Below are 19,897 nucleotides of genomic sequence, written 5' to 3'. Positions count from 1 at the left end.
GCCCAGGTACTCGGCCATGAATCCAAAAGAAAACTACTTGCATGAGTTCTTCAGGATCTTCTTCGCCAACAAGCAGTTGGTGAAACGCGTGTTCCTGGTCTTTGCCGTGATCGCCCTGGTCTTGCCATTGGTGCTCAAACAAAGCTTCGATATCACCGCCCAGGTGATCGTGCAGTCCAAGAAACTCTCTCAGGGCGACGCGACGACCTCCCTGAATCAGGAAAATGCCAGTTTCATTCCGCCGTCACTGGCGGATATGGAAACCGAGAGCAATATCCTGCGTTCGCCGGCGCTAATTCGTCAGACCATCAGCGAACTCCGGGATAAAGGCGAGTACACACCCAGCCCTGGTGTGTTCTACAAACTGGTGAGCCAGCCGTTCAAACGCTTTGTCACCACCCCGCTGCGCGAATACGTGATCAACCCGGTCAAGTCCGCGCTGGGCATGGAGACCGATCCGGTGCGCGACACCATCCTGGATGCGCTGACCCAAGAGGCCATGGACAAACTCAAGGTCGAAACCCTGCCGGGCTCCAACGTGATCTCCATCATCTACAGCTTTGGCGATCCGCATCAGGGCACCGAGTTTGTCGCGACGTTGCTGCAAAACTACCTGGTCAGCCGTCAGGAATTGCAATCCATCGACTTGCCGCAAAGCTTCTATGAAACCAAGAAGAAGCAGTACCAGGTGCGTCTCGATGGTCTGGAAGGCACTCGGCTGACGTTGCTTGAAGGCATCGGCTCGTCCGATCCCAAGGAAGAGATCACCTTCCGCCTCAACGCCATCAACACCGAAGAACAAGCGCTCAATCTGTTCCAGGACCGTCGGCTGCAAAGCGAACGCTGGCTCGACTACCTGAAAACCAGCCTGGCGGCCGCCAACGCGTCCAAGCTCAACGACTACACCTTCCCCTACACCTTCACCACCACCGTCGACAACGTGGCGTTTGAAGACCGGGAGATCAAGCAATTGGGTGAGCAACTGACCACTCAGGTCAGCCGCTACATGAATGACCTGGCAGTGTTCCAGCCGGGCAGTGAACCGATGCTGCTGACCCGTGAGCAAATCTCGCGCACCCGCCAGCAGTTCCTGAAAATCGTCAGCAACCGGATTCAGGAACGGACCAACGACCTGGCGATTGTCAGCTCGGTGATCGATCAGAAAACCGCGCGCATTGCCGAGTTCAAGAACCGCATCCACCAGTTACAGGAAACCCAGAGCAAGCTGCGGCAGATGGACACCGAGATCGACGCCTTGCACGCGGCGTTCTCCACGTATGCCCAACGCTTTGCCGAAAGCAGCACCTCCCGTTCGCTGGACAACGACCTGTCCAACGCCCGGGTACTCAGCCCGCCATATGAGCCGACTGACCCGGCGTTTCCCAAGCCGTTCCTGATCATCCCGTTCGGCTTGTTCACCGGTCTGTTGCTGGCGATTGCCCTGGTCTACGTGCGTGAGTTCTTCGATCATCGCTTCAAACACCCTGCGCAAATCACCCATGAACTGGGCCTGCCAGTACTGTTGGTGATCAACGATCAAAACATCCTGCCGACCAACCCGCACAAAAACTGGACCGTACCAAGCTTCGTGCATTGGGTGCGCAATTGAACGCGCCGCTCAACCCTTCCAGCGCCCTGCCGATCATTCATTTGCTCAGCAGCGGCGGCTTCTATGGGGCTGAGCGGATGCTGCTCGACCATTGCCTGGCGACGCCGGGGCAGCACCAAGTGCTGTTTCTCGATGCGCCGCCCGCACTGATTGCACGGTTTCGCGAGGCCGGGGTGGATTGTCGCGGCTGCTCGGGGCTGGGGGCGTTGCTGGCGCATTTGCGCCAGCGGCGGGCGGAACAACCGTTGATCAATACGCACAATTTCAAAGGTCTGTTGTTTGGCTGGGTCGGCGCGACGCTGTTGCGTCTGCCGCTGGTGATTACCCAGCACGGTTTTACGCCACGCAGTCGCAAGCAGAAGTTTTACACCTGGGTCAGCCTGCAACTGTGCCGCACCGCCTCGGTGAACCGAGTGGTCTGCGTCGCCGAAAGCATCGCCACACTGTGCCGTCAGGCCAGTGTCCGGGCGGAAAAACTGCAAGTGATCCCCAACGGCCTGCCGGCGGCCAACGATCTGCTGCCGCACAGCGTCGACCACCCACGGTGGCTGGCCGGTTACGTCGGGCGGCTGAGCAGTGAAAAAGGCCCGGATCTGTTTCTCGATGCATTGATTCCGCTGTGTCATCAGCACCCGCAACTGGACGCCGTGATGCTTGGCGACGGCCCGGAACGGGAAACCCTGCTGGCACGGATCAACACCGCCGGTTTGCAAGAACGCATCACCCTGCCCGGCTACCAGACCGAAATGGGGCCGTGGTGGCGACAACTCGATGCGCTGGTGATCAGCTCACGCACCGAAGGCACGCCGATGATTTTGCTTGAAGCGATGCAGGCCGGGGTGCCGGTGGTGGCGTTCGGCGTCGGCGGAATACCCGATGTGCTGGAAGACCGGCACAACGGCTTGCTCGCCGCGCCGACCGACAGCGCCGCCCTCGCCCGGCAGATCGGCACCTTGTTGAACGAGCCGAAACTGGCCCGGCAACTGCGCGATAACGCAAAACGCACGCAACTGGATCGCTACGACCTCAAGGCCTTGGCCGAACGCTGGTCGCAGCTTTATATCCGCACTGCACGGGAGGCACGCTCGTGATCTTTCCGCTCTCGATCGTCAGTTTGCTCGGCCTGGTCTGCCTCGGTTTGCTGGCCAGCCCCTATCCGTATCTGGCGCCGGGCGCGGTGCTTGGCCTGGTGGGTGTCGCGGTGCTCTATCGCAAGCCGACCTGGGGTTTGCTCGGGATCGTCGCGCTGGTGCCGTTCGAAGGTTTTTTCAAGGACAGTGCGCTGTCAGGGACCAAATTCGTCGGCGCCTCGCTGGCGCTGATCCTGATGCTGCAACTGGCGATTCATCAACTGCCGTCGGAACGCCTGCGCAGCAACATCTGGCGCTACCTGATCTGGTTCATGATCCTCTACATGCTGAGCCTGATGAACAGCGATGACCTGGGCATGTCGTTCGGGCATCTGCGGGAGCTGAGCGTCGGCCTGATTCTATTCGTGATTACCCTGCTGATCGGTCGCGACTTGAACCTGGACCTGTTCGCCAAACTGGTGACCCTGAGCGTCAGCCTGACCTGTGTACTGGCGATGTTTTCCACCAAGTATCAGGACCAGGGCCGCGCCGCCGGCCTGCTCGAAGACCCGAACGCCTTTGCCCTGCTCATCGCGTTCGCCATCCCCTTGGGCCTGCTGTTGGTCATCCGCAGCCCGAATACACTGCACCGTTTGTTCTGGGGCGGTTGCTGCCTGCTGCTGCTTGGTGGCATGACCAAAACCGAATCGCGCTCCGGGCTCGTCGTGTTGGCGCTGAGCCTGTTGATCGGTTGCTGGCATTACCGCTCGCAACTGACGCGGATTCGTCCACGGCATCTGGGTTTCGCCATGCTCGGCGCGGCGATTGTGATCCCGCTGGCAATCTATGCGATGCCGGCGGGTTACATCGCCCGCATCCAGTCGTTAAGCGTGCTCAGCGCCGGGGCCAAGGGGCACGACGATGAATCCCTCGGCCGGCGAGCGTCGTACATCGTGGTCGGCAGCCAGATGATCCGCGAGAACCCGCTGCTGGGTTCCGGCCCCGGCACCTTCCCGCTGCACTACGCCACCACCGGTTACGCCAAGGCATTTTCCGCCAACCGCAAGGTCGGCGACTTGTATCGCCGGGCGCACAACACTTACATGGAAGTCTTCAGCGAACTGGGCATTCCCGCCGGCCTGTTGTTCGTCGGCATGCTCGCCCTCGGCTTGTACAACCTGATCCGCGCCCGCCGCGCCTGGATGCTGCGCCGCAACTGGGAACAGACCGACCTGATGACCCACCTGGGCATGAGCTTTCTGTCGCTGACATTGTTTTTGATGTTTCTCAGCGCGCCGAGCCAAAAGTACGTGTGGATCATGCTCGCCCTGACCAGCGTGCTGCGCCTGAAGGCTGAAGAAGCACCCCTGGTGGAGGCCAAGGTATGAGTAAAATCAGCATCGTTATTCCAATGTTCAACGAAGCCCGGCACATCGGCCGGACCTTGCTCGCCGCACAAAAGGCCGCCGATGTCGCGAACCTGGAGTGCGAGCTGATTGTGGTCGATAACGGTTCCCGTGATCAGGGCCCGCAGATTGCCCGGCAGTTTGGTGCGCAGGTATTGGTGCTGCCCGGTGTGCTGATCGGTGCGCTGCGCAATTACGGTACGGCCATCGCCACCGGGGAATGGCTGGCCTTCATCGATGCCGATGTCGAGATGCCTGAAGACTGGCTGACCCTGCTGTGCAAACTCGAGTCAGGGGCCCAAGGCGAAGTATTTGGCCTGGACCTGCACACACCGGCCGAAGCCCCTTGGTATGCCGATGCCTGGCAGCGCCGCACGCTGCGCCCGCGCAGCAACATCCTGCACCCGGTGCAATGGCTGCCCACCTCTAACCTGCTGATGCGCCGCACCTGGTTTGACCGGGTCGGGGGCTTCGACGAAACCCTGCGCACCGGTGAAGACAAAGACTTCACCATGCGTTTGGGTGCAGTCGGCGCGCGCTTGTTGGCGGTCAACGAAAGCGTCGCCCTGCATTGGGGTTACGAAAGCAGTTGGCGCGAGTGGATGGGCAAGGAGATGTGGCGCCAGGGCAGCCACCTGCAATTGCTCCGTACCCATGGGTTGAGCTTTCGCTTGCTGCGGTTTCCGATGCTGTCGATCATCGTCTGGTTGCTCGACTTCCTGGCGATCTCCGCGCTGCTCAATGGCTTCCCGCACCATGCGGCGTTTATGGTGCTGGTGACTTCCCTGCCGGGGCTGGCCCTGAGCCTGCGCCAGAGCCTGAAACACCGCGATCTGCTTCTGACCCTGCAACTCTGGGGCCTGCACTGGGTGCGTCTGCACCTGGCAGGCGCCGCGTTTATCCTCAGCCTTTGTCATTGGAATGCCAGGAGGCCCGCCCGTGGCTGAATTCATTTTCTGGTTGTGCCTGTTGCTGCCCGTCTACGCCTACCTCGGTTACCCGTTGCTACTGACACTGCTGGCGCCGATGTTTGCGCCTCGCCGGCATGACCCTGCGCCGCCGCTGAACATCAGCATTGTGATCGCAGCGCACAACGAAGCACGGCACATCGAACACAAGCTGCGCACCCTGCTCGCCCAGGATTATCAGCCTGCCAGGCTCGAAATCATTCTGGTCAGCGACGGCTCGTCCGATGACACCGTGGCCTGCGCGCACAAGGTCATCGACCCGCGCATCAGCGTGCTCGACCTGCCCCGCCAGGGCAAAGCGGCGACCCTGAACGCCGGCGTAGCGTTGAGCACCGGCGACATTCTGGTGTTCACCGATGCCGACAACCAATGGTCCCGCGAGACGCTTGGTCACTTGCTGGCGCCGCTGGCAGACCCCGACGTCGGTGGCTGCGCCGGGCACATGGTGATCCCGGTCACCGGTGATGGCCTGAGCGTTGGTGACAGCCTCTATCGACACTACGAAGGCTGGCTGCGCTGGGCGGAGAACCGCACCGGTTGCATGGTGTCCGCCGACGGCGCGCTGCTTGCCTTGCGCCGCGAGTTGTTCCAGAACGTGCCAGCGGAGGTCAACGATGACTTCTTCATCAGCACCTGCGCGCCGGTGGCGTTCAAACGCATCATCTATGTGCCCGAAGCCCAGGTGATCGACCACGGTGTGGACGAAGCCGACAAGCAATTTCGTCGGCGTCAGCGGGTCACCGTCGGCGGCTTGCAAAGCCTCGCTCAACGTCGGGAACTGCTCAACCCGCTGAAGCATGGTCTGTATGCGATTGCGCTGATCAGTCACAAGCTGATCCGGCGGCTGGCGCCAGTCCTGCTGGTGCCGTTGTTGCTGAGCAACTTCTGGCTGTGGGACGAGCACTTTTTCTATCAAGTGTTCCTGGTGGCGCAACTGCTCGGTTATGCAGTGGCCATCGCCGGTCTGCTGGACGTGCGACACCGTTTACCCAAACCCTTTCGCCTCGCCGCATTCCTTTTGGTGACGCTTGCCGGGATGAGTATCGGTCTGTGGCAGTTCCTGCGTGGCCATCGGTATAGCCAGTGGAACCCCGAGCAAAATCGATGAAAGGAGCGTGCCATGGCGATCAAACAATTATTAAAACGCACCAGTGGCTGGCTGTACCTCAATTCATCAGTGGGGCGCAGTCAACTGCACGGCGCCGGGGTGATCCTGATGCTGCACCGGGTGCTGGCCAACGACCGCGCCGCTGACCTGCCCCACCGCAATGAATTGTGCGTCGGGCCAAACGCGTTCGAGCACTTGCTGATCTGGCTGAAAAAGCACTTCGACTGCGTGCCGCTGATGGACATCCTGCAACCCGGCACCCAGCGCTCGGACCGGCCGAAAGTGACGCTGACCTTCGATGACGGCTGGCGCGATAACGCCGTGAATGCCTTCCCGCTGCTGCAAAAATATCAAGTGCCGGCGAGCATTTTCCTGTCCACCGATTTCATCGGCAGCCGCCAGCGCTTCTGGTGGGAGAGCATCGGTGAAACCCTCTGGGATAGCCATGGCGCAAAAGCCCGGCGCCACTTGATCGAGTGCCTGCATGCCAGCGGTCATCCGTTGCCAGTGTTGCTCGATGACATCGATGTCGACCGCCGTAGCCTGTCGCTGCTGCATTACCTGCAAGGGCTGAAAACCCTTGAACCGCAGGAGCTTGAACGCCTGACCGACGAATGCCCGGAAGAATCATTGCCCCAGGCCCTGGACTGGCAGCAAGTGCGCTCGCTGGAAGCCACCGGGCTGGTGCGCTTCGGTCCTCACGGGGCGAGTCATGCGATCCTCACCGGCCTCGACGATCAACGCCTTGATGAAGAACTCAGTCGCAGCCGCGATGCGCTGTTGAACGGCTGCAATCGGCCGCTGCCAGTCTATTGCTACCCCAACGGCGACCACGACGCGCGGGTTCGCCAACACGTGGCCGACCACGACTTCGCGTTTGCGCTGGGCACCGGCACCGGGATTTATCGCGGCAACGGCGAGCCCTTGGCCTTGCCACGTTTTGGCGTCAGCCAGCGCGCGGCGCGCAAGCCGGAATTGCTGTCCTGGCGCATCTACCGAGGCGCCCGGCCATGAGCCGCAGCCACTACCTCAAGCACCTGGCCCTGAGCATGGGCACCAAACTGGCGATGATTGGCCTGCGCTTGCTGCGCAACGTGTTGCTGGCGCGGATTCTCGGGCCAAGTGAACGTGGCTTGTTTGCGCTGCTCAGCACCCTGCCCGACCTGATCAGCGCCGCCACCAGTGGCGGCTTGAATTCGGCGGTGGGCTATCAGGCGGCCAAGCAACGGCCGATGGGCTTGCTGCTGAGCCAAGTGCTGGTGTTCGGCTGTTTACTCGCGGCGCTGTTGACCCTGTTGGTGGTCGCATTGACCCGGGAATTTGGCAGTGAACTGGACATCACCACACAACTGGGTTTGCTCGCTTGGCTGCTGCTGCTGGCGGTGCCGCTGACCGTACTCAAGAGTGGCTTGCTGACCTTGCACAACGCCTCGGGCGGCGTGGTCGCGTTCAATGCCTTGCGGCTGGTGGAATCCCTGGCGCCGTTGCTGCTGTTTCTGGCGTTGTTCTGGATGTGGAAAACCGCCGCCCTCGAAGCGGCGCTGATCAGTTGGCTGGCGGGTCTCAGCCTGGTGGTGTTGGCCGGTTGGGTCTGGCTCAAGCGCGATCAACCACTGACGCTGCAATGGGACCGCGCCGGCCAGAACGAATTGCTGCGCTACAGCGCCCGCAGCCATCCCGATCTGTTGTTCCAGCAAGTGATTTTGCGTTCCGATTACCTGTTCATCGGCGCCCTGCTCGGCAGCACCGCGCTGGGTCATTACGCGATGGCCAGTGCTGCCGCCGAGTTGCTGCTGATCGTCCCGGAAGCAGTCACCACGCCACTGATGAAACGCCTGCTGCAACAAGACGAAGGCATGGACAAAGTGACCCCGCTGGCCCTGCGCCTGACCGCCACGGTGATGCTCGGTGCGTGCCTGACCATGGCCGTCATTGGTGAATGGCTGATCGTCACGCTGTTCGGCATCGCCTACCAACCGGCGTATCCGGCCCTGCTCGCCCTGCTGCCCGGGCTGTTGGGGTTGTGCTACGCGAGCATCCTGCGCCTGGATTTACTCGGCAAGAATCGTCCCGGCACGGTGTCGCTGCTGATGGGCTTGGGTGCGCTGCTGAACCTGGCGCTGAACCTGGTGATGATTCCGGCTTACGGCATCGTCGGCGCCGCAGCGGCTTCGTCCATCGCCTACCTTGCAGTGACCATTGCGTTGCTCGCGATGTATTGCCGCTTGAGCGGCGTGCCGGTCTGGCAAACCCTGATCATCCTGCCCAGCGACGTCGCGCCCATGCTGCACATGCTGCAACGGAAGTCGATATGAAACGCCTGGCGCTGCTGTTGGGGTTGGGCTTCGCGCTCGATGCTCAAGCGGCGTCGATGCGCTGGACGGACATTCGCGACGGCAGCCTGTACCTGCAAGCGGATCGCCCCGACACCGTGACCGTGCGCTGGGTCCCGGCGTGGCAGGCAGATGCCAACGAAGAACACATTTACCTGATCGATGGCCAAGGCAAACTTGAGGGCGAACGCCTGATCGCCGCCAGTGAAGCGCGCGGCACCCAGAGCTGGCCGTTGGCGCCAGGCGCCGCCAGTTATCGACTGGAAATTCCGGGCTACAGTTTTCGCCGCTACAAGGTCGAACACGATGAACACACGGTGGCTTTGTTCGAACCGGCCAAGGTGCATTTCAGTGCCGAAACCCATGACGGCGATGAGTTGTATTTCAAAGTAGCCCCGGGAGAACACGCGGTACTCGCCGGTAAGTTCCACGGGGGCGTCGGCGCCCTGCAAGCCCAGCGGGTAAGCGACGGCCAACAACTGTCACTGGCGCTCAAACCCTATCGGGCCTATTGGCAATTCGATCAGGTCGCATTGCCGGTGGCCCAGACCGAACAAATCTGGCGCCTGCGTTTGCAAGGCAGCGGCAAAGCGGCGTTCTGGCTCGACGGCACGGCCAACCTGTTCGCGCAAAATCCGCAGCAGCTCAAGCCCCTGCGCGAAGACGACGGCCAGACCCGGCTGACCCTGCACAAGGAGATTCTCGGCAAGACCCCGAATTTGGGGGTTGCCCTGCCCTACGTGATGCCGCCGGCCTCCAGTTATGCGCTGCTCGATGCGCTCAAGGCGAAAGCTGCCAGTTACTACAGCTTTGTCGACATCACCGCGAAAAACCCGCACTACGAAGATGCGTTCCGCCAGGTCTACCAGGATCGCTTCGGCATCACCCAGGACATCACGCTATTAGCCGGCAGCCAGCGCCAGGCCGATTTGCGGGCCGATACCCTGAGCAACAGCGGCCTCGACGCCTGGCTCGCCAGCACCCGAGCCCTCGGCGGCAACGGCACTCATTACATCGGCTTCGCCGACGAGCCGAACCTCAACTATCCGAGCTACGCCAACTACCAATCCATCTTCAACAGCATGGCCCGGCAGGTTCGCAGCAATCCGGCCAATGCCCGCGCCGGCATCCGCATCGCCATGCCGGCCAGTGCACGGCTGGTCAACGGCCCGTTTGCCGACAACGCCGCGGACAAGCGCGGCATCGATTGGGCCCGCCGTCTGCTGGCGGAATCAGGGGACAAGGTTGATGCACTGGCCTGGCACGAATGGATGATCCGCGACCTGCTCGCCACGCGGGTCTACCGTGACAGCGTGCGCCGCGCCGCAGAGTTGGTGGGCCTCGATGCTCAAGGCCGGCCGCGCAAGGCATTGCTGCTGGACCAGACCAACATGTCCAGCGGCTCAAGCCTGAGCCCTTACGATCAGGAAACCCATTACGCCGCGTTGTGGTGGGCGTCGGTGGTGATCAATTCGTCCCAGGACGGTTTGCTGGAAATGCTCAACTGGTTCCAGGCCGCCGATGAGCCGAACTACCCCAAGGGCATGTTGCGGGTACTCGGCGACGACCATTTCGAACTCAAACCCGTGGGCCTGGCCCAGCAGTTTATTCAGGAGCATTGGCTGGGCAGCGTGATGGGCTTGGAAAACGACGCGTTCGAAGTCGACGTGCTCGCCATGGCCGCCGACCTGCAACGCAGCCTGCTGGGCGTCAACAAAGGCACGCGCTTGCAGCGTGTGGACCTGAGCGGCGCGGCGTGCCCGCTGAACAAAGGCTCATTGCGTTATTTCGGCGCCGACAACCGCAGCCGCGACGCGCCCTACCGCTGCCAGGACGGTCGCGTCAGCTTCGAGCTGCCAGGGCAAACCCTGTTTGCGTTGAGCTGGCGCGCTTCATGACCCCCAATTCCGATCCGTTAAGAGAGAGGTGCGGCGAACACCAAATTTGTGGCGAGGGGGCTTGCCCCGTTGGGCTGCGAAGCGGCCCCAAAACCTGCAACCTCGATGTATCAGATACATCGAATGCAATGGTTTACGACTGCTGCGCAGCCGAACTGGGTGGTGCGGCATTCCGACAAGCCCCCTCACCACAGGTCTTCGCCAAGCCGAAACTCAGGAGACTATCCAATGAGTGCTTTTAAGAAACTCAGAGAACGCATCCAACAAAAAGGCCTGCGCTCCACCCTCAAGAGCCTTTGGAAACACTACGCATTTTTCCACGAAGAACTGCTGTGGATGGAGCGTGACCTGGTCAGCCCGGTCCCGCCACACGCCCTCAGGCCTTATCCGCCGCTGCGGGTCGTCACCATCACACCCGATAACGCCAGCGCCTTCGCGCGGTACTTCGGCGACCGCGTCGAAACCATGGCGGAACTGGCCCGTGAGGGTTACACCGGTCACATGCACCTGGATGACCAAGGGGACGCGGTGGCCTTTATCTGGGGCGCGGCGCGCAACTATCACGACAAGCACTACTACGGCTGCTGGTTCCCGGTGAAGGCTGGCGAATTCTTCGAGTTCGGCGGCGAGCTGACCCGCGCCTATTGGGGCACTACGCTCTCGGTGGACCTGCAACTGGAACTGTGGAAAGCCATGCAGGCCCAGGGTTGCAACAAGGTGGTGGATGTCTGCGAGTTCCACAATATTCCAGCGCTCAAGCTGCACATCCGCATGGGTTATCAAGAGCAAGGACGCATCATGAACGTCTACGAGCTGTTCGGCCGCTGGCGCGTCTACCGTGAAACCCGTTACAGCGGCTCGCGCCTGGATGCCTTGCGCAAACCGTCGCGTCCACCTGTTGCAGCCACGGTGACTTGATCTTATGGCAACGCGATTCGAATGGCGCACTTCGCTTTGCACGCCGGACTTTCCGGTAGCGGCTTACGAAGCGCTGCGCCTGCGAGTGACGGACCACACGCCGTTCAACACCCTGGCCTGGTTGTGCGCCGCGGAACAGGCGATCAGTGACGGGCAGCGTCTGCACGTGCTGCTCGGCTGGCAGGGTGATGAACTGGCGCTGTGCCTGCCGTTGGTGGCGTTGCGCGAACGCTTCGGCGGACTGCCGTTTCGGGTGTTGCATCACCTCGGTTATCCGCTGACCGATCGCCTGGCGCTGCTCGCCTGCCTTGACGCCGAGAGCATCCGCAAGGCACTGATTGTGATCCGTCGTCGCGTACCCCACGCGCTGATGCAACTTAACGAGCTGTCCGAACCCACGGGTGAAGAAAGTGCCCTGACGGTCTGGATGGCCCACAGTTCTACCGGTGAACGGCGCCTGAGTTGCAAGGTGCCGGTGCACCTGATCAGCGAGGCGGATCGCCAGGAAGTCTCGGGCGATCCGCGTTACAAACTGCGCCGCGCGCGCAAACGCATCGCCGCGTGTGGTGCCCAGGTGCGGCGCATCACCCCGGACGCCTCGACCATGGGCCCGCTGTTGCAGGCCATCAGTGAAGTCGAAGCGGTGAGCTGGAAAGGTGATGAAGGCGTCGGCATCTTTGCCGACGAACGTCACCGACAATGGATGGACCGCGCCTTCACCGCCCTCGCCGCTTGCGACTTGGTACGGGTGGTGGTGCTGGAGTTGGATGGGCGCTGCATCAGCTATCGCCTCGGCTTGCTGGAACAGGGTCGGCTGTACGACTACAACCTGGCGTTCCTGCCGCAATACGCCGACCTGGGCAGCGGCCGGGTGCTGCTCGAAGAGTGGATTCGTTGGGGCCTGGACGACAACTGGCGCTGGATCGATGCCTCGCGGGTCAGTCTGGAAAACTCCAGCCATCAACTCCACGAGCGCATGACCGGGCAGCTGGAACACTGGCGCTGGAGTTTCTATTCCTGGCGACCGAGCGGCCTCATCCTCGGTCTGGGCTTGCGCCTGTGGTATCGAATCAAACCGCGCTTGCAAGCCTGGCGGTCACGCCGCCGCGCCGAGCAGGCAAAGCCGACACTCAAACCCGTCGCGATCACCACGGAGGGCGAACATGCCTCGCCAAGTCATAGTCAACGCTGACGATTTCGGCCTTAGCCCGTGCGAAAACGCGGTGATCCTCGGTGCGTTTCAGGCTGGGGTCATCAGTTCCGCCACCGCCATGGCCAACATGCCGGCGTTCGAAGCCGCCTGCGTCATGGCCCAACACCCGTTGCTCAAGGACCGGATCGGCCTGCACTTTAACCTGACTTATGGCCGGCCGCTGAGCCAGGGCATTCTCGCTCGCCGCACATTCTGTGATGACCACGGGGTGTTCGACCTCAGCCTGCCGCGCCATACCGTCTGGCTCGGCCGTGAGGATCGTGATGCGGTGCGTGAGGAATTGCAGGCGCAGTGGCAGCGTTGCGTCGATCACGGGATGCGTCCGAGCCACATCGATTCGCATCAACACGTGCATAACATCTGGCCGATCGGCGAGATCGTCGCGCGCTTTGCCGCGCATCAAGGTGTGCCGATTCGCCTGGCGCGTAATCTGGGGCAAAACCTCAATTTGCCCAAGCGCGTGTTCAAGGGATTGCTCAATTGGCGTTTGCAAAGTCTGGCGGGGGCGACAGCGGACTACGTCTGCACCCCAGTGGACTTGCGCAACGACATTTCGCCGACCGACGGCGTGCTGGAAATCGTCGCTCACCCGACTCAGCTCGGCAGTGATTTTGGTGATGCCTATCTCAACCCGGATGAATCCCTGAGCCGCGTGCTAGAGCAGCGGCTGGCAGGCATTCGACGGATCTCCTACACCGACTTGAACAAGGATTTTCTACGCGGTGCTGCGGCACTCGACTGACTTACATACCTTGCAATACTTTCGAAGATGGCACTTTGAAATGAACTTGCACGGGTGATCTATACCCACCACAGAACCATCCACAACACCCGGGCCACGGCCACGGAGGGCATCATGAGCGTCATCGAAAAACTACAAGAACGCATCCGTCAAAAAGGCCTCGGGCGCACCTTCGGCACCTTGTGGAAACGCTACGTGTTCTTCCACTGGGAATTGTTGTGGATGGAGCGCGACCTCGTCAGTCCGGTACCGCCGCACAAGCTGCGCCCTTACGACGGCCTGCGCAGAGTCGATATCACGCCGCAGAATGCCGAAGCGTTCGGCAAGCACTTTGGTGATCGCATTGAGACCATGGCGGAACTCGCCGCCGAAGGGCACACAGGGCACATGTACCTCGACGCGGACGGTCACGCGGTGGCGTTTATCTGGGGCAGCATTCGCGACTATCACGACCGCCACTATTACGGCTGCAACTTCCCGGTGAAGCCTGGCGAATTCTTCGAGTTCGGCGGCGAAATGACCCGCGCGTATTTCGGCAGCAGCCTGTCGGTGGACGTGCAGGTCGCCTTGTGGGAAGCCATGGCAGCCCTGGGCTGCAACAAAGTGGTGGATGTCTGCGAGACCCACAATATTCCGGCGCTGAAACTGCACATCCGCATGGGCTATCACGAACAGGGGCGCGTCACCCACGTTTACTGCCTGTTCGGCCGGTGGAAATTCTTCCGTGAAACGCGTTACCAAGGCTCGCGACTGGAGCCACTGCGCAAACCGGGACGGCCGGTAGTGAGTGCGGCCGCGCAGGCTTGATTCAATCTCAGGATTTGTGGCGGTCATTAGGCCGTCTTCGCGAGCAAGCTCTGCTCCTACAGGGGTATTCGGCGTACAGCAGATTCCTTGTAGGAGCCGAGCTTGCTCGCGAAGAGGTCGGTCGACTCAATGAAGAACTCAGGCCTTGGTGGCGACCAGGGTAAAACACAACGGCAACTGCGCCACCTGCCGTTCATACCGGTCATACAGCTCTTCGCGGTTGGAGTGCGGGTATTCCTTGAAGTGGCTGATTTGCAATCCGGCGTCGATGGCGCCGGTGAAGATCGCGCCGAGGGTATGGACGAACCAGTAGGACGGCGCTGCCGACTGTTCGACTTTGCCTTCGTAGACGATCGGCTGATGTTGCACGAACGGCTCGCTGCGAAAGTAGGAGCTGTCGAGACGATATGGGTCGGCGGCCTCGGGGTCGAGCATTTCCAGGAATGGGTGGGTTTCGTAGATCACCAACGCGCCGCCGGGCCTGAGGGTTTGCGCGACGTGCCGGAAGAATTCGGCGATGTCCGGCATCCAGTTCAAGACACCAATGGTGATCAGCGCCACATCGAAACGCCTCTGAAGCTCGACAGGCAAATGATGGATGTCCGCTTCGATGAACTCAGCGTCATGAGGCGAACGGCTCGCCAATTCCCGGGCCTGCTCAAGAAAAGCGGCAGACTGATCGATCCCCACCACGCTGCGGGCGCCCAACGCGAACAGCGAAAGACTTTCACGGCCGTTGTTGCAGCCCAGTTGCACCACGTCCTTGCCCTCAACACCGACCTGCTCCAGCACACCGCGCAGGGTGTCATCGATGCAGCAAAAATCCGCCTGCGCGACCTCGCCGAGCAAGGCCTGCCAGTCAGGCGAATCCTGGTGATGGCGGGCGGAATCGTTCCACGCCTGTCGATTGCTCTCGATGGCGGTTTTATTATTAAGCACTTCCATGGCGCACTCCGAACGATGCTCGTGATTGAGCGAACCCGAGTCTAGATCAGCCCGGCAGTTGCGGTTGTTACAAACTTGTAACGCCGCACCTGTAGGAGCTGCCGAAGGTTTGGGCCGCATTCGGACGATCTTTTGATCTTGTTTTTAGACGCGAAGATCAAAAGATCGCAGCCTTCGGCAGCTCCTACAAAAGAATTGGTTCGTGCCTACAAATACCGACGATTTTTCAAGGTTTGATAGACGACTTGCCTGACTTCGCAAAAGTATCCACTTGGATACAGTCAAGCAATGGATTACCTTATTCAACAAACAGCAGCCTTCCAGGCTTGGCACCGTTCTATTCGAGACCTGCGGGCAAAAGTCGCCATCGCACGTCGCATCGATCGGGCCTCAACAGGAAATCTCGGCGATGTTAAACCGGTGGGTGATGGCGTATCGGAAATGCGCGTAGATGTGGCTGCGGGCTTTCGGGTGTATTTCACGATGCGTAACGGTGCAATCATCGTTCTATTGGCTGGCGGCGATAAGTCCTCACAGAGCGCAGACATCCGCCGCGCACAAAAAATGGCTAAGGAGGTTTAACCATGAGCCAGACTTTGACGAATTTCGACATGGCAGCACTGCTGGACAGTGACGAAGCTATCAGCGAATACCTGTCTCAGGTACTCGCAGACGGGGATAACGAAGAGTTTCTTCGTGCAATCGGCTATGTGCTTAAGGCACGCGGAATGACGCAGATAGCCAAAACGTCAGGCATGGGTCGCGAGAGTCTGTACAAGGCGTTCGCGCCGGGTGCAAAACCGCGCTTCGACACGGTTTTGAAAGTCATGCATGCCCTCGGCATTGATCTATACGCGCAGCCGGGGCATGCGATCAATCACCCAGTCGCTTGAATGCAGGGCAGCTATAGTTAATAGCCTTGGGGAATACCGCACTCGCAGGTGCCGCCACGCTAATGCTCGATCGGCTGTTGTTGCTGGGTTGTCTGCTTGCTGATCTTGATTCTAAAAATCAAAGTCAAACTATCGCAGACTTCGGCAGCTCCTATAAAACTGGTCAATCTGGCATCGAGCGAATAATGTCGGCCAGATCATCCATGGTTATTTCATTAGACTTAATAGCGGCGGCAATGGCGGTGGCGGTGGCGGCAATGGTGGAAGTGGTCACGGTGACGGCGGCAGTGGACACAGCGGCAGCGGCCAGGGCTCCGGACACTCCGGTGATTCCGCCTCATCCTCCGGCCGCAACGGCACCCACGCCGAGCCAGGCGATGACCATGGCATCCATCGCGCTGGCGAAGTAGGCGATGACCGAGGACTGCATGCAGCAGGCGAACCGGGGGATGATCGCGGCGTACATGTCGGCGGCGAACCCGGCGACGACAAACGCACCAACTGACAATCCTGCAACACCACGAACCCATGTGGGAGCTGGCTTGCCAGCGATGAGGCCAGATCAGACACTGCTGCATTGCCAGACCCACCGCTTTCGCTGGCAAGCCAGCTCCCACAGAGTTTCTGGTGTTCACAAATCTGGCAGACGGGCGCGATAAATGTAGGAGCAGAGCTTGCTCGCGAAAGCGGTTCGCCTGCCACATCTACTCTGAATGTGCCGCCGTCTTCGCGGGCAAGCCCGGCTCCTACAGTTTGATCTGCGTAGGGTTTAGAGGGCGACGTTGCTTTGGTTGAGGCGTTCGCGCAAGAACTCGATAAACGCCTGCACCGGCCGCGACCCTTGGCGATGCTGCGGGTACACCGCCGACAACGTCAGCGGCTGCGGCCGAAAATCCTCCAGCACCGGGACCAATCGTCCATCCTTCAGCGCCGCGCCGACAATGAACGTCGGCAGATAGGTAATTCCCATCCCGGCAATCGCCGCATCCTTGAGCAGCTCACCATTGTTAACCCGCATCCGCCCGGTGACGTTGACCGTCAGCGGCTTGCCCTTCCCTTCAAACCGCCATTGCACCTGACGACCGTGGCCATACGGCAGGCAGTCGTGGTTGAGCAGGTCTTCGGGTTTGGCCGGCGTGCCGTGTTCGGCCAAGTAAGCCGGGCTGGCGCAGTAAACCCGCTGAATCGAGGCGATGCGCCGGGCAATCAGGGTCGAGTCTTCCAGCACGCCGATTCGCAGTGCCAGGTCGTAACCCTCACCGAGCAAATCCACCGGCCGATCGCTCAAGTCCACCTCCACGGTGACGTCGCGATAGCGCTGCAAAAACGCTGGCAGCAGACAGCCCAGATGCGCCAATGCAAACGACAACGGCGCGCTCAGCCGAATGGTGCCGCGGGGCTCGGTGGTCTGGCCGGCGATGCCCTGCTCCACTTGCTCGACTTCGCTGAGCAGGCGTAACGCTGACTCGTAATAACTCTGGCCCAGTGGCGTGACATCCAGCCGTCGGGTCGAGCGATTGAGCAGGCGAACGCCCAAGCGCTCCTCCAGTTGCATCAATCGGCGGCTGACGAATTGCTTGGACAGGCCCAGTTGATCGGCTGCGGCGGTGAAGCTGCCGGAGTCCATCACCTGGCAAAAAATGCGCATATCTTCGAACGGGTTCATTGTCACGTCCTGGTTGACAGTCAAACACTTTATAGCCGCTTTTTCCGTTTATGGCACCCCATTAATCTGTGTCCATGGTGCAGCGACAGCCACTGCTTCTGAACCCAAAACCAATACCTGTTGGAGCTGCCGGAGGCTGCGATCTTTTTTTGCGCCACGCCGACATTTCCGGAGTTCGCCCATGTCCCTCATCTACGGTCACCCCTTGTCCTGGAGCGCCCTGCTGCTGGTGATCGACGCCCTGCTCTGGCACCTCGCGCCGATCCAGCACCGCGTCACCCGCATCGGCCTGCGCCTGACGCTGTTCCTGATCTTCAGCGCGGTCATCATCAATGCCGGTGTCAGCCCATTACAGGCACCGATATTCGCCGACGACCGTGTGGCGCAACTCGGGGCTACAGCGCTGGGGATTCTCTGGTGGCTGTACGCCGCGCGAGTACTCACCGAAGTCATCGGCCTGGTGCTGATGCGCCGCATCGGTCACAGCGGTCGGTTGTTGCAGGATGTCATCGGCGCGTTGGTGTTTCTGGTCGCGATCGTTGCCGCTGCCGGTTATGTACTGGAGCTCCCGGTCAAAGGGCTGCTGGCGACTTCCGGGGTGGTGGCGATCGTGGTCGGTCTGGCGTTGCAGAGCACCTTGAGCGATGTGTTTTCCGGGATCGTGCTCAATACCACCAAGCCGTATCAGGTGGATGACTTTGTGGTGATCGACGGTGTTGAGGGCAAGGTGCTCGACATCGACTGGCGCGCCACCCATTTGCTCACCAGCGCCGGCACAACCGCCGTGGTGCCGAACTCGGTGGCGGCCAAGGCAAAGATCGTCAACCTGAGTCGACCGAGCAACATGCACGGCGTGTCGATCAGCATTCAAGTGCCAAACCACATCCGCCCGCGTCGGGTGCTGGATGCGCTGGATCGTACGCTTCAGGGCAGCAGCACGTTGCTGCTCAACCCGGCGCCGAAAGCGCTGTTGAAAGAGGCTGGCGAAACCATGTCCGAGTATGTAGCCAGCGGATTTATCGCCGAGTTGGGCAAGAAAGGTGAAGTGCGCAATCAACTGTTTGACCTGGCCCATCGGCACCTGGAAGCGGCGGGTATTTCCCGGCAGCTCGATGGCGTGATCGAGCCTTCGACCCGGGCGCGGGCGTTGCTGGATGAAGTGAAAATCTTCCGTTCACTGAGCGAGGACGAACGTGATCGACTGGCTCAAGCGATGGTCCCGCAGCAATACGCGGCAGGTCAGGTGGTGCTGGAGTTGAATGAAGTGCCGGACAGTCTTTTTGTCATCGCCACCGGCGTGGTCAGCGCCACCGTGCCCGACGGCACCGGGCAAACCGAAGCCGGACGCATGGGGCCGAGCGAAGTCATGGGCGAACAGAGCATCCTCACCGACACACCGTCGCAGGCTACGTTCACGGCGCTGACGTCGAGCATCATTTATCGACTGGACAAGACCCTGACTCGCGATTGCATGGAGCAGCGCACGGAGGTCAGTCGGGCGTTGAATAAATTGCAGGCGGTGCGTCAGCAGAACAGTCATCTCGCGTTGATGGCCAGGCCGGCGCCTGTCAGCAAAAGTGGGTTTCTGCGCTGGTTGCAGAGGCGCTGAAAACAAAAGATCGCAGCCTGCGGCAGCTCCTACATGAGAACGCGTGTAGGAGCTGCCGCAGGCTGCGATCTTTTGATCTTACTTGGCCGTGAACTTGGTGTAGCTGTTCATCAGGTTGCGATAGTTCGGAATGCGCGGCGACAGTAGGTTCGCCAGGCCTTCCATGTCGTTGCGCCAGTCGCCTTGCAGCTCGCACGCTACCGAGAACCAGTTGACCAGTTGTGCACCGGCCGCCGACATACGCGCCCAAGCGGCTTGTTGCACGGTTTCGTTGAAAGTGCCCGAAGCGTCAGTCACCACAAACACTTCGAAGCCTTCGGCCAGGGCCGACAAGGTTGGGAACGTCACGCACACATCCGTCACCACACCGGCAATGATCAACTGCTTGCGGCCAGTATCTTTAACGGCTTTGACGAAGTCTGCGTTGTCCCAAGCGTTGATCTGGCCTGGACGCGGGATGTACGGCGCGTCCGGGAACAGTTCCTTGAGCTCCGGCACCATCGGGCCGTTCGGGCCGTTTTCGAAGCTGGTGGTGAGGATGGTCGGCAGTTTGAAGAACTTGGCGAGGTCCGCGAGGGCCAGCACGTTGTTCTTGAATTCGTTGGGCGAGAAATCCTGCACCAGCGAGATCAGGCCAGTCTGGTGGTCGACCAGCAAGACCACCGCGTCATCTTTGTTCAGACGTTTGTACGGAACGTTGCTCATATGAAAC

The 19,897-nt window shown here is 60.7% G+C and carries 18 protein-coding genes and 1 pseudogene; 16 read left to right on the top strand and 3 right to left on the bottom strand.

The genetic code is table 11. The features are described 5' to 3' along the window. Positions 1-16: 16 nt before the first annotated feature. From JFT87_RS15220 to JFT87_RS15165, 12 genes are all read left to right on the top strand, one after another. The gene (locus JFT87_RS15220) at positions 17-1,609 is read left to right on the top strand and encodes a GumC family protein (RefSeq protein ID WP_201202438.1); all 1,593 of its coding nucleotides are present in this window, start codon (positions 17-19) and stop codon (positions 1,607-1,609) included. Then, positions 1,606-2,700, top strand: coding sequence for a glycosyltransferase family 4 protein (locus tag JFT87_RS15215; protein WP_201202437.1), 1,095 nt, complete (start codon positions 1,606-1,608; stop codon positions 2,698-2,700). Before JFT87_RS15220 ends, JFT87_RS15215 begins: the two co-directional genes overlap by 4 nt. Further along, positions 2,697-4,067, top strand: a complete 1,371-nt coding sequence (locus JFT87_RS15210) for an O-antigen ligase family protein (RefSeq protein ID WP_201202435.1) — start codon at positions 2,697-2,699, stop codon at positions 4,065-4,067. The genes JFT87_RS15215 and JFT87_RS15210 overlap by 4 nt, the downstream gene beginning before the upstream one ends. Then, positions 4,064-5,032 (top strand): glycosyltransferase family 2 protein, encoded by a 969-nt coding sequence (locus JFT87_RS15205; RefSeq protein ID WP_201202433.1) that lies wholly within the window; start codon positions 4,064-4,066, stop codon positions 5,030-5,032. Before JFT87_RS15210 ends, JFT87_RS15205 begins: the two co-directional genes overlap by 4 nt. Next, positions 5,025-6,161: a glycosyltransferase gene (locus tag JFT87_RS15200; protein WP_201202432.1), complete on the top strand. Its 1,137-nt coding sequence runs from the start codon at positions 5,025-5,027 to the stop codon at positions 6,159-6,161. Before JFT87_RS15205 ends, JFT87_RS15200 begins: the two co-directional genes overlap by 8 nt. Before the next feature lie 12 nt (positions 6,162-6,173). After that, the gene (locus JFT87_RS15195) at positions 6,174-7,175 is read left to right on the top strand and encodes a polysaccharide deacetylase family protein (protein WP_201202431.1); all 1,002 of its coding nucleotides are present in this window, start codon (positions 6,174-6,176) and stop codon (positions 7,173-7,175) included. Next, positions 7,172-8,476, top strand: coding sequence for a lipopolysaccharide biosynthesis protein (locus JFT87_RS15190; RefSeq protein ID WP_201202426.1), 1,305 nt, complete (start codon positions 7,172-7,174; stop codon positions 8,474-8,476). Before JFT87_RS15195 ends, JFT87_RS15190 begins: the two co-directional genes overlap by 4 nt. Then, positions 8,473-10,392 carry a hypothetical protein gene (locus JFT87_RS15185; RefSeq protein ID WP_201202424.1) on the top strand — a complete coding sequence of 640 codons (1,920 nt, stop codon included), beginning with the start codon at positions 8,473-8,475 and terminating at the stop codon, positions 10,390-10,392. Before JFT87_RS15190 ends, JFT87_RS15185 begins: the two co-directional genes overlap by 4 nt. 228 nt (positions 10,393-10,620) lie before the next feature. Next, positions 10,621-11,310: an N-acetyltransferase gene (locus tag JFT87_RS15180; protein ID WP_201202422.1), complete on the top strand. Its 690-nt coding sequence runs from the start codon at positions 10,621-10,623 to the stop codon at positions 11,308-11,310. Positions 11,311-11,314: 4 nt separating this feature from the next. Beyond that, entirely contained in the window at positions 11,315-12,502 is a 1,188-nt protein-coding gene (locus tag JFT87_RS15175; protein WP_201202421.1) for a GNAT family N-acetyltransferase, read from the top strand. Then, entirely contained in the window at positions 12,474-13,265 is a 792-nt protein-coding gene (locus JFT87_RS15170; protein ID WP_201202420.1) for a ChbG/HpnK family deacetylase, read from the top strand. Before JFT87_RS15175 ends, JFT87_RS15170 begins: the two co-directional genes overlap by 29 nt. A 114-nt stretch (positions 13,266-13,379) precedes the next feature. Further along, positions 13,380-14,072, top strand: coding sequence for an N-acetyltransferase (locus JFT87_RS15165; RefSeq protein ID WP_201202419.1), 693 nt, complete (start codon positions 13,380-13,382; stop codon positions 14,070-14,072). A gap of 138 nt (positions 14,073-14,210) precedes the next feature. On the opposite strand, the gene JFT87_RS15160 is transcribed toward JFT87_RS15165, so the two are convergent. Further along, positions 14,211-15,017, bottom strand: a complete 807-nt coding sequence (locus JFT87_RS15160) for a class I SAM-dependent methyltransferase (protein ID WP_201202418.1) — start codon at positions 15,015-15,017, stop codon at positions 14,211-14,213. A 288-nt stretch (positions 15,018-15,305) separates the two neighbouring features. Here JFT87_RS15160 and JFT87_RS15155 point away from each other — a divergent pair, with 288 nt between their 5' ends. From JFT87_RS15155 to JFT87_RS28420, 3 genes and pseudogenes are all read left to right on the top strand, one after another. Further along, positions 15,306-15,599 (top strand): type II toxin-antitoxin system RelE/ParE family toxin, encoded by a 294-nt coding sequence (locus JFT87_RS15155; RefSeq protein ID WP_201202417.1) that lies wholly within the window; start codon positions 15,306-15,308, stop codon positions 15,597-15,599. 2 nt (positions 15,600-15,601) lie between these two features. Beyond that, positions 15,602-15,910, top strand: coding sequence for an addiction module antidote protein (locus JFT87_RS15150; RefSeq protein ID WP_201202416.1), 309 nt, complete (start codon positions 15,602-15,604; stop codon positions 15,908-15,910). A gap of 223 nt (positions 15,911-16,133) precedes the next feature. Continuing rightward, a pseudogene (locus JFT87_RS28420) lies at positions 16,134-16,415 on the top strand (hypothetical protein); the annotation flags it as partial. 264 nt (positions 16,416-16,679) lie between these two features. On the opposite strand, the gene JFT87_RS15135 reads toward JFT87_RS28420, so the two are convergent. Further along, a complete protein-coding gene (locus JFT87_RS15135; protein WP_201202414.1) occupies positions 16,680-17,576 on the bottom strand; it encodes a LysR family transcriptional regulator in 897 nt (298 codons plus the stop codon). Between the two features lie 181 nt (positions 17,577-17,757). Between JFT87_RS15135 and JFT87_RS15130 the strand changes: the two genes are divergently transcribed. Beyond that, the gene (locus JFT87_RS15130) at positions 17,758-19,185 is read left to right on the top strand and encodes a mechanosensitive ion channel family protein (protein WP_201202413.1); all 1,428 of its coding nucleotides are present in this window, start codon (positions 17,758-17,760) and stop codon (positions 19,183-19,185) included. Positions 19,186-19,263: 78 nt separating this feature from the next. Here the strand turns inward: JFT87_RS15130 and ycaC are convergent, their stop codons facing one another. After that, entirely contained in the window at positions 19,264-19,890 is a 627-nt protein-coding gene (gene ycaC, locus JFT87_RS15125; protein WP_201202412.1) for an isochorismate family cysteine hydrolase YcaC, read from the bottom strand. Between the last annotated feature and the right edge of the window lie 7 nt (positions 19,891-19,897).

Origin of the sequence: Pseudomonas sp. TH15 (genome assembly GCF_016651105.1) — a bacterium.
In the GTDB taxonomy this organism is placed as follows: domain Bacteria; phylum Pseudomonadota; class Gammaproteobacteria; order Pseudomonadales; family Pseudomonadaceae; genus Aquipseudomonas.
The sequence above is the reverse complement of the archived record's forward strand: the minus strand, read 5'-3'. Positions and strand labels throughout refer to the sequence as shown.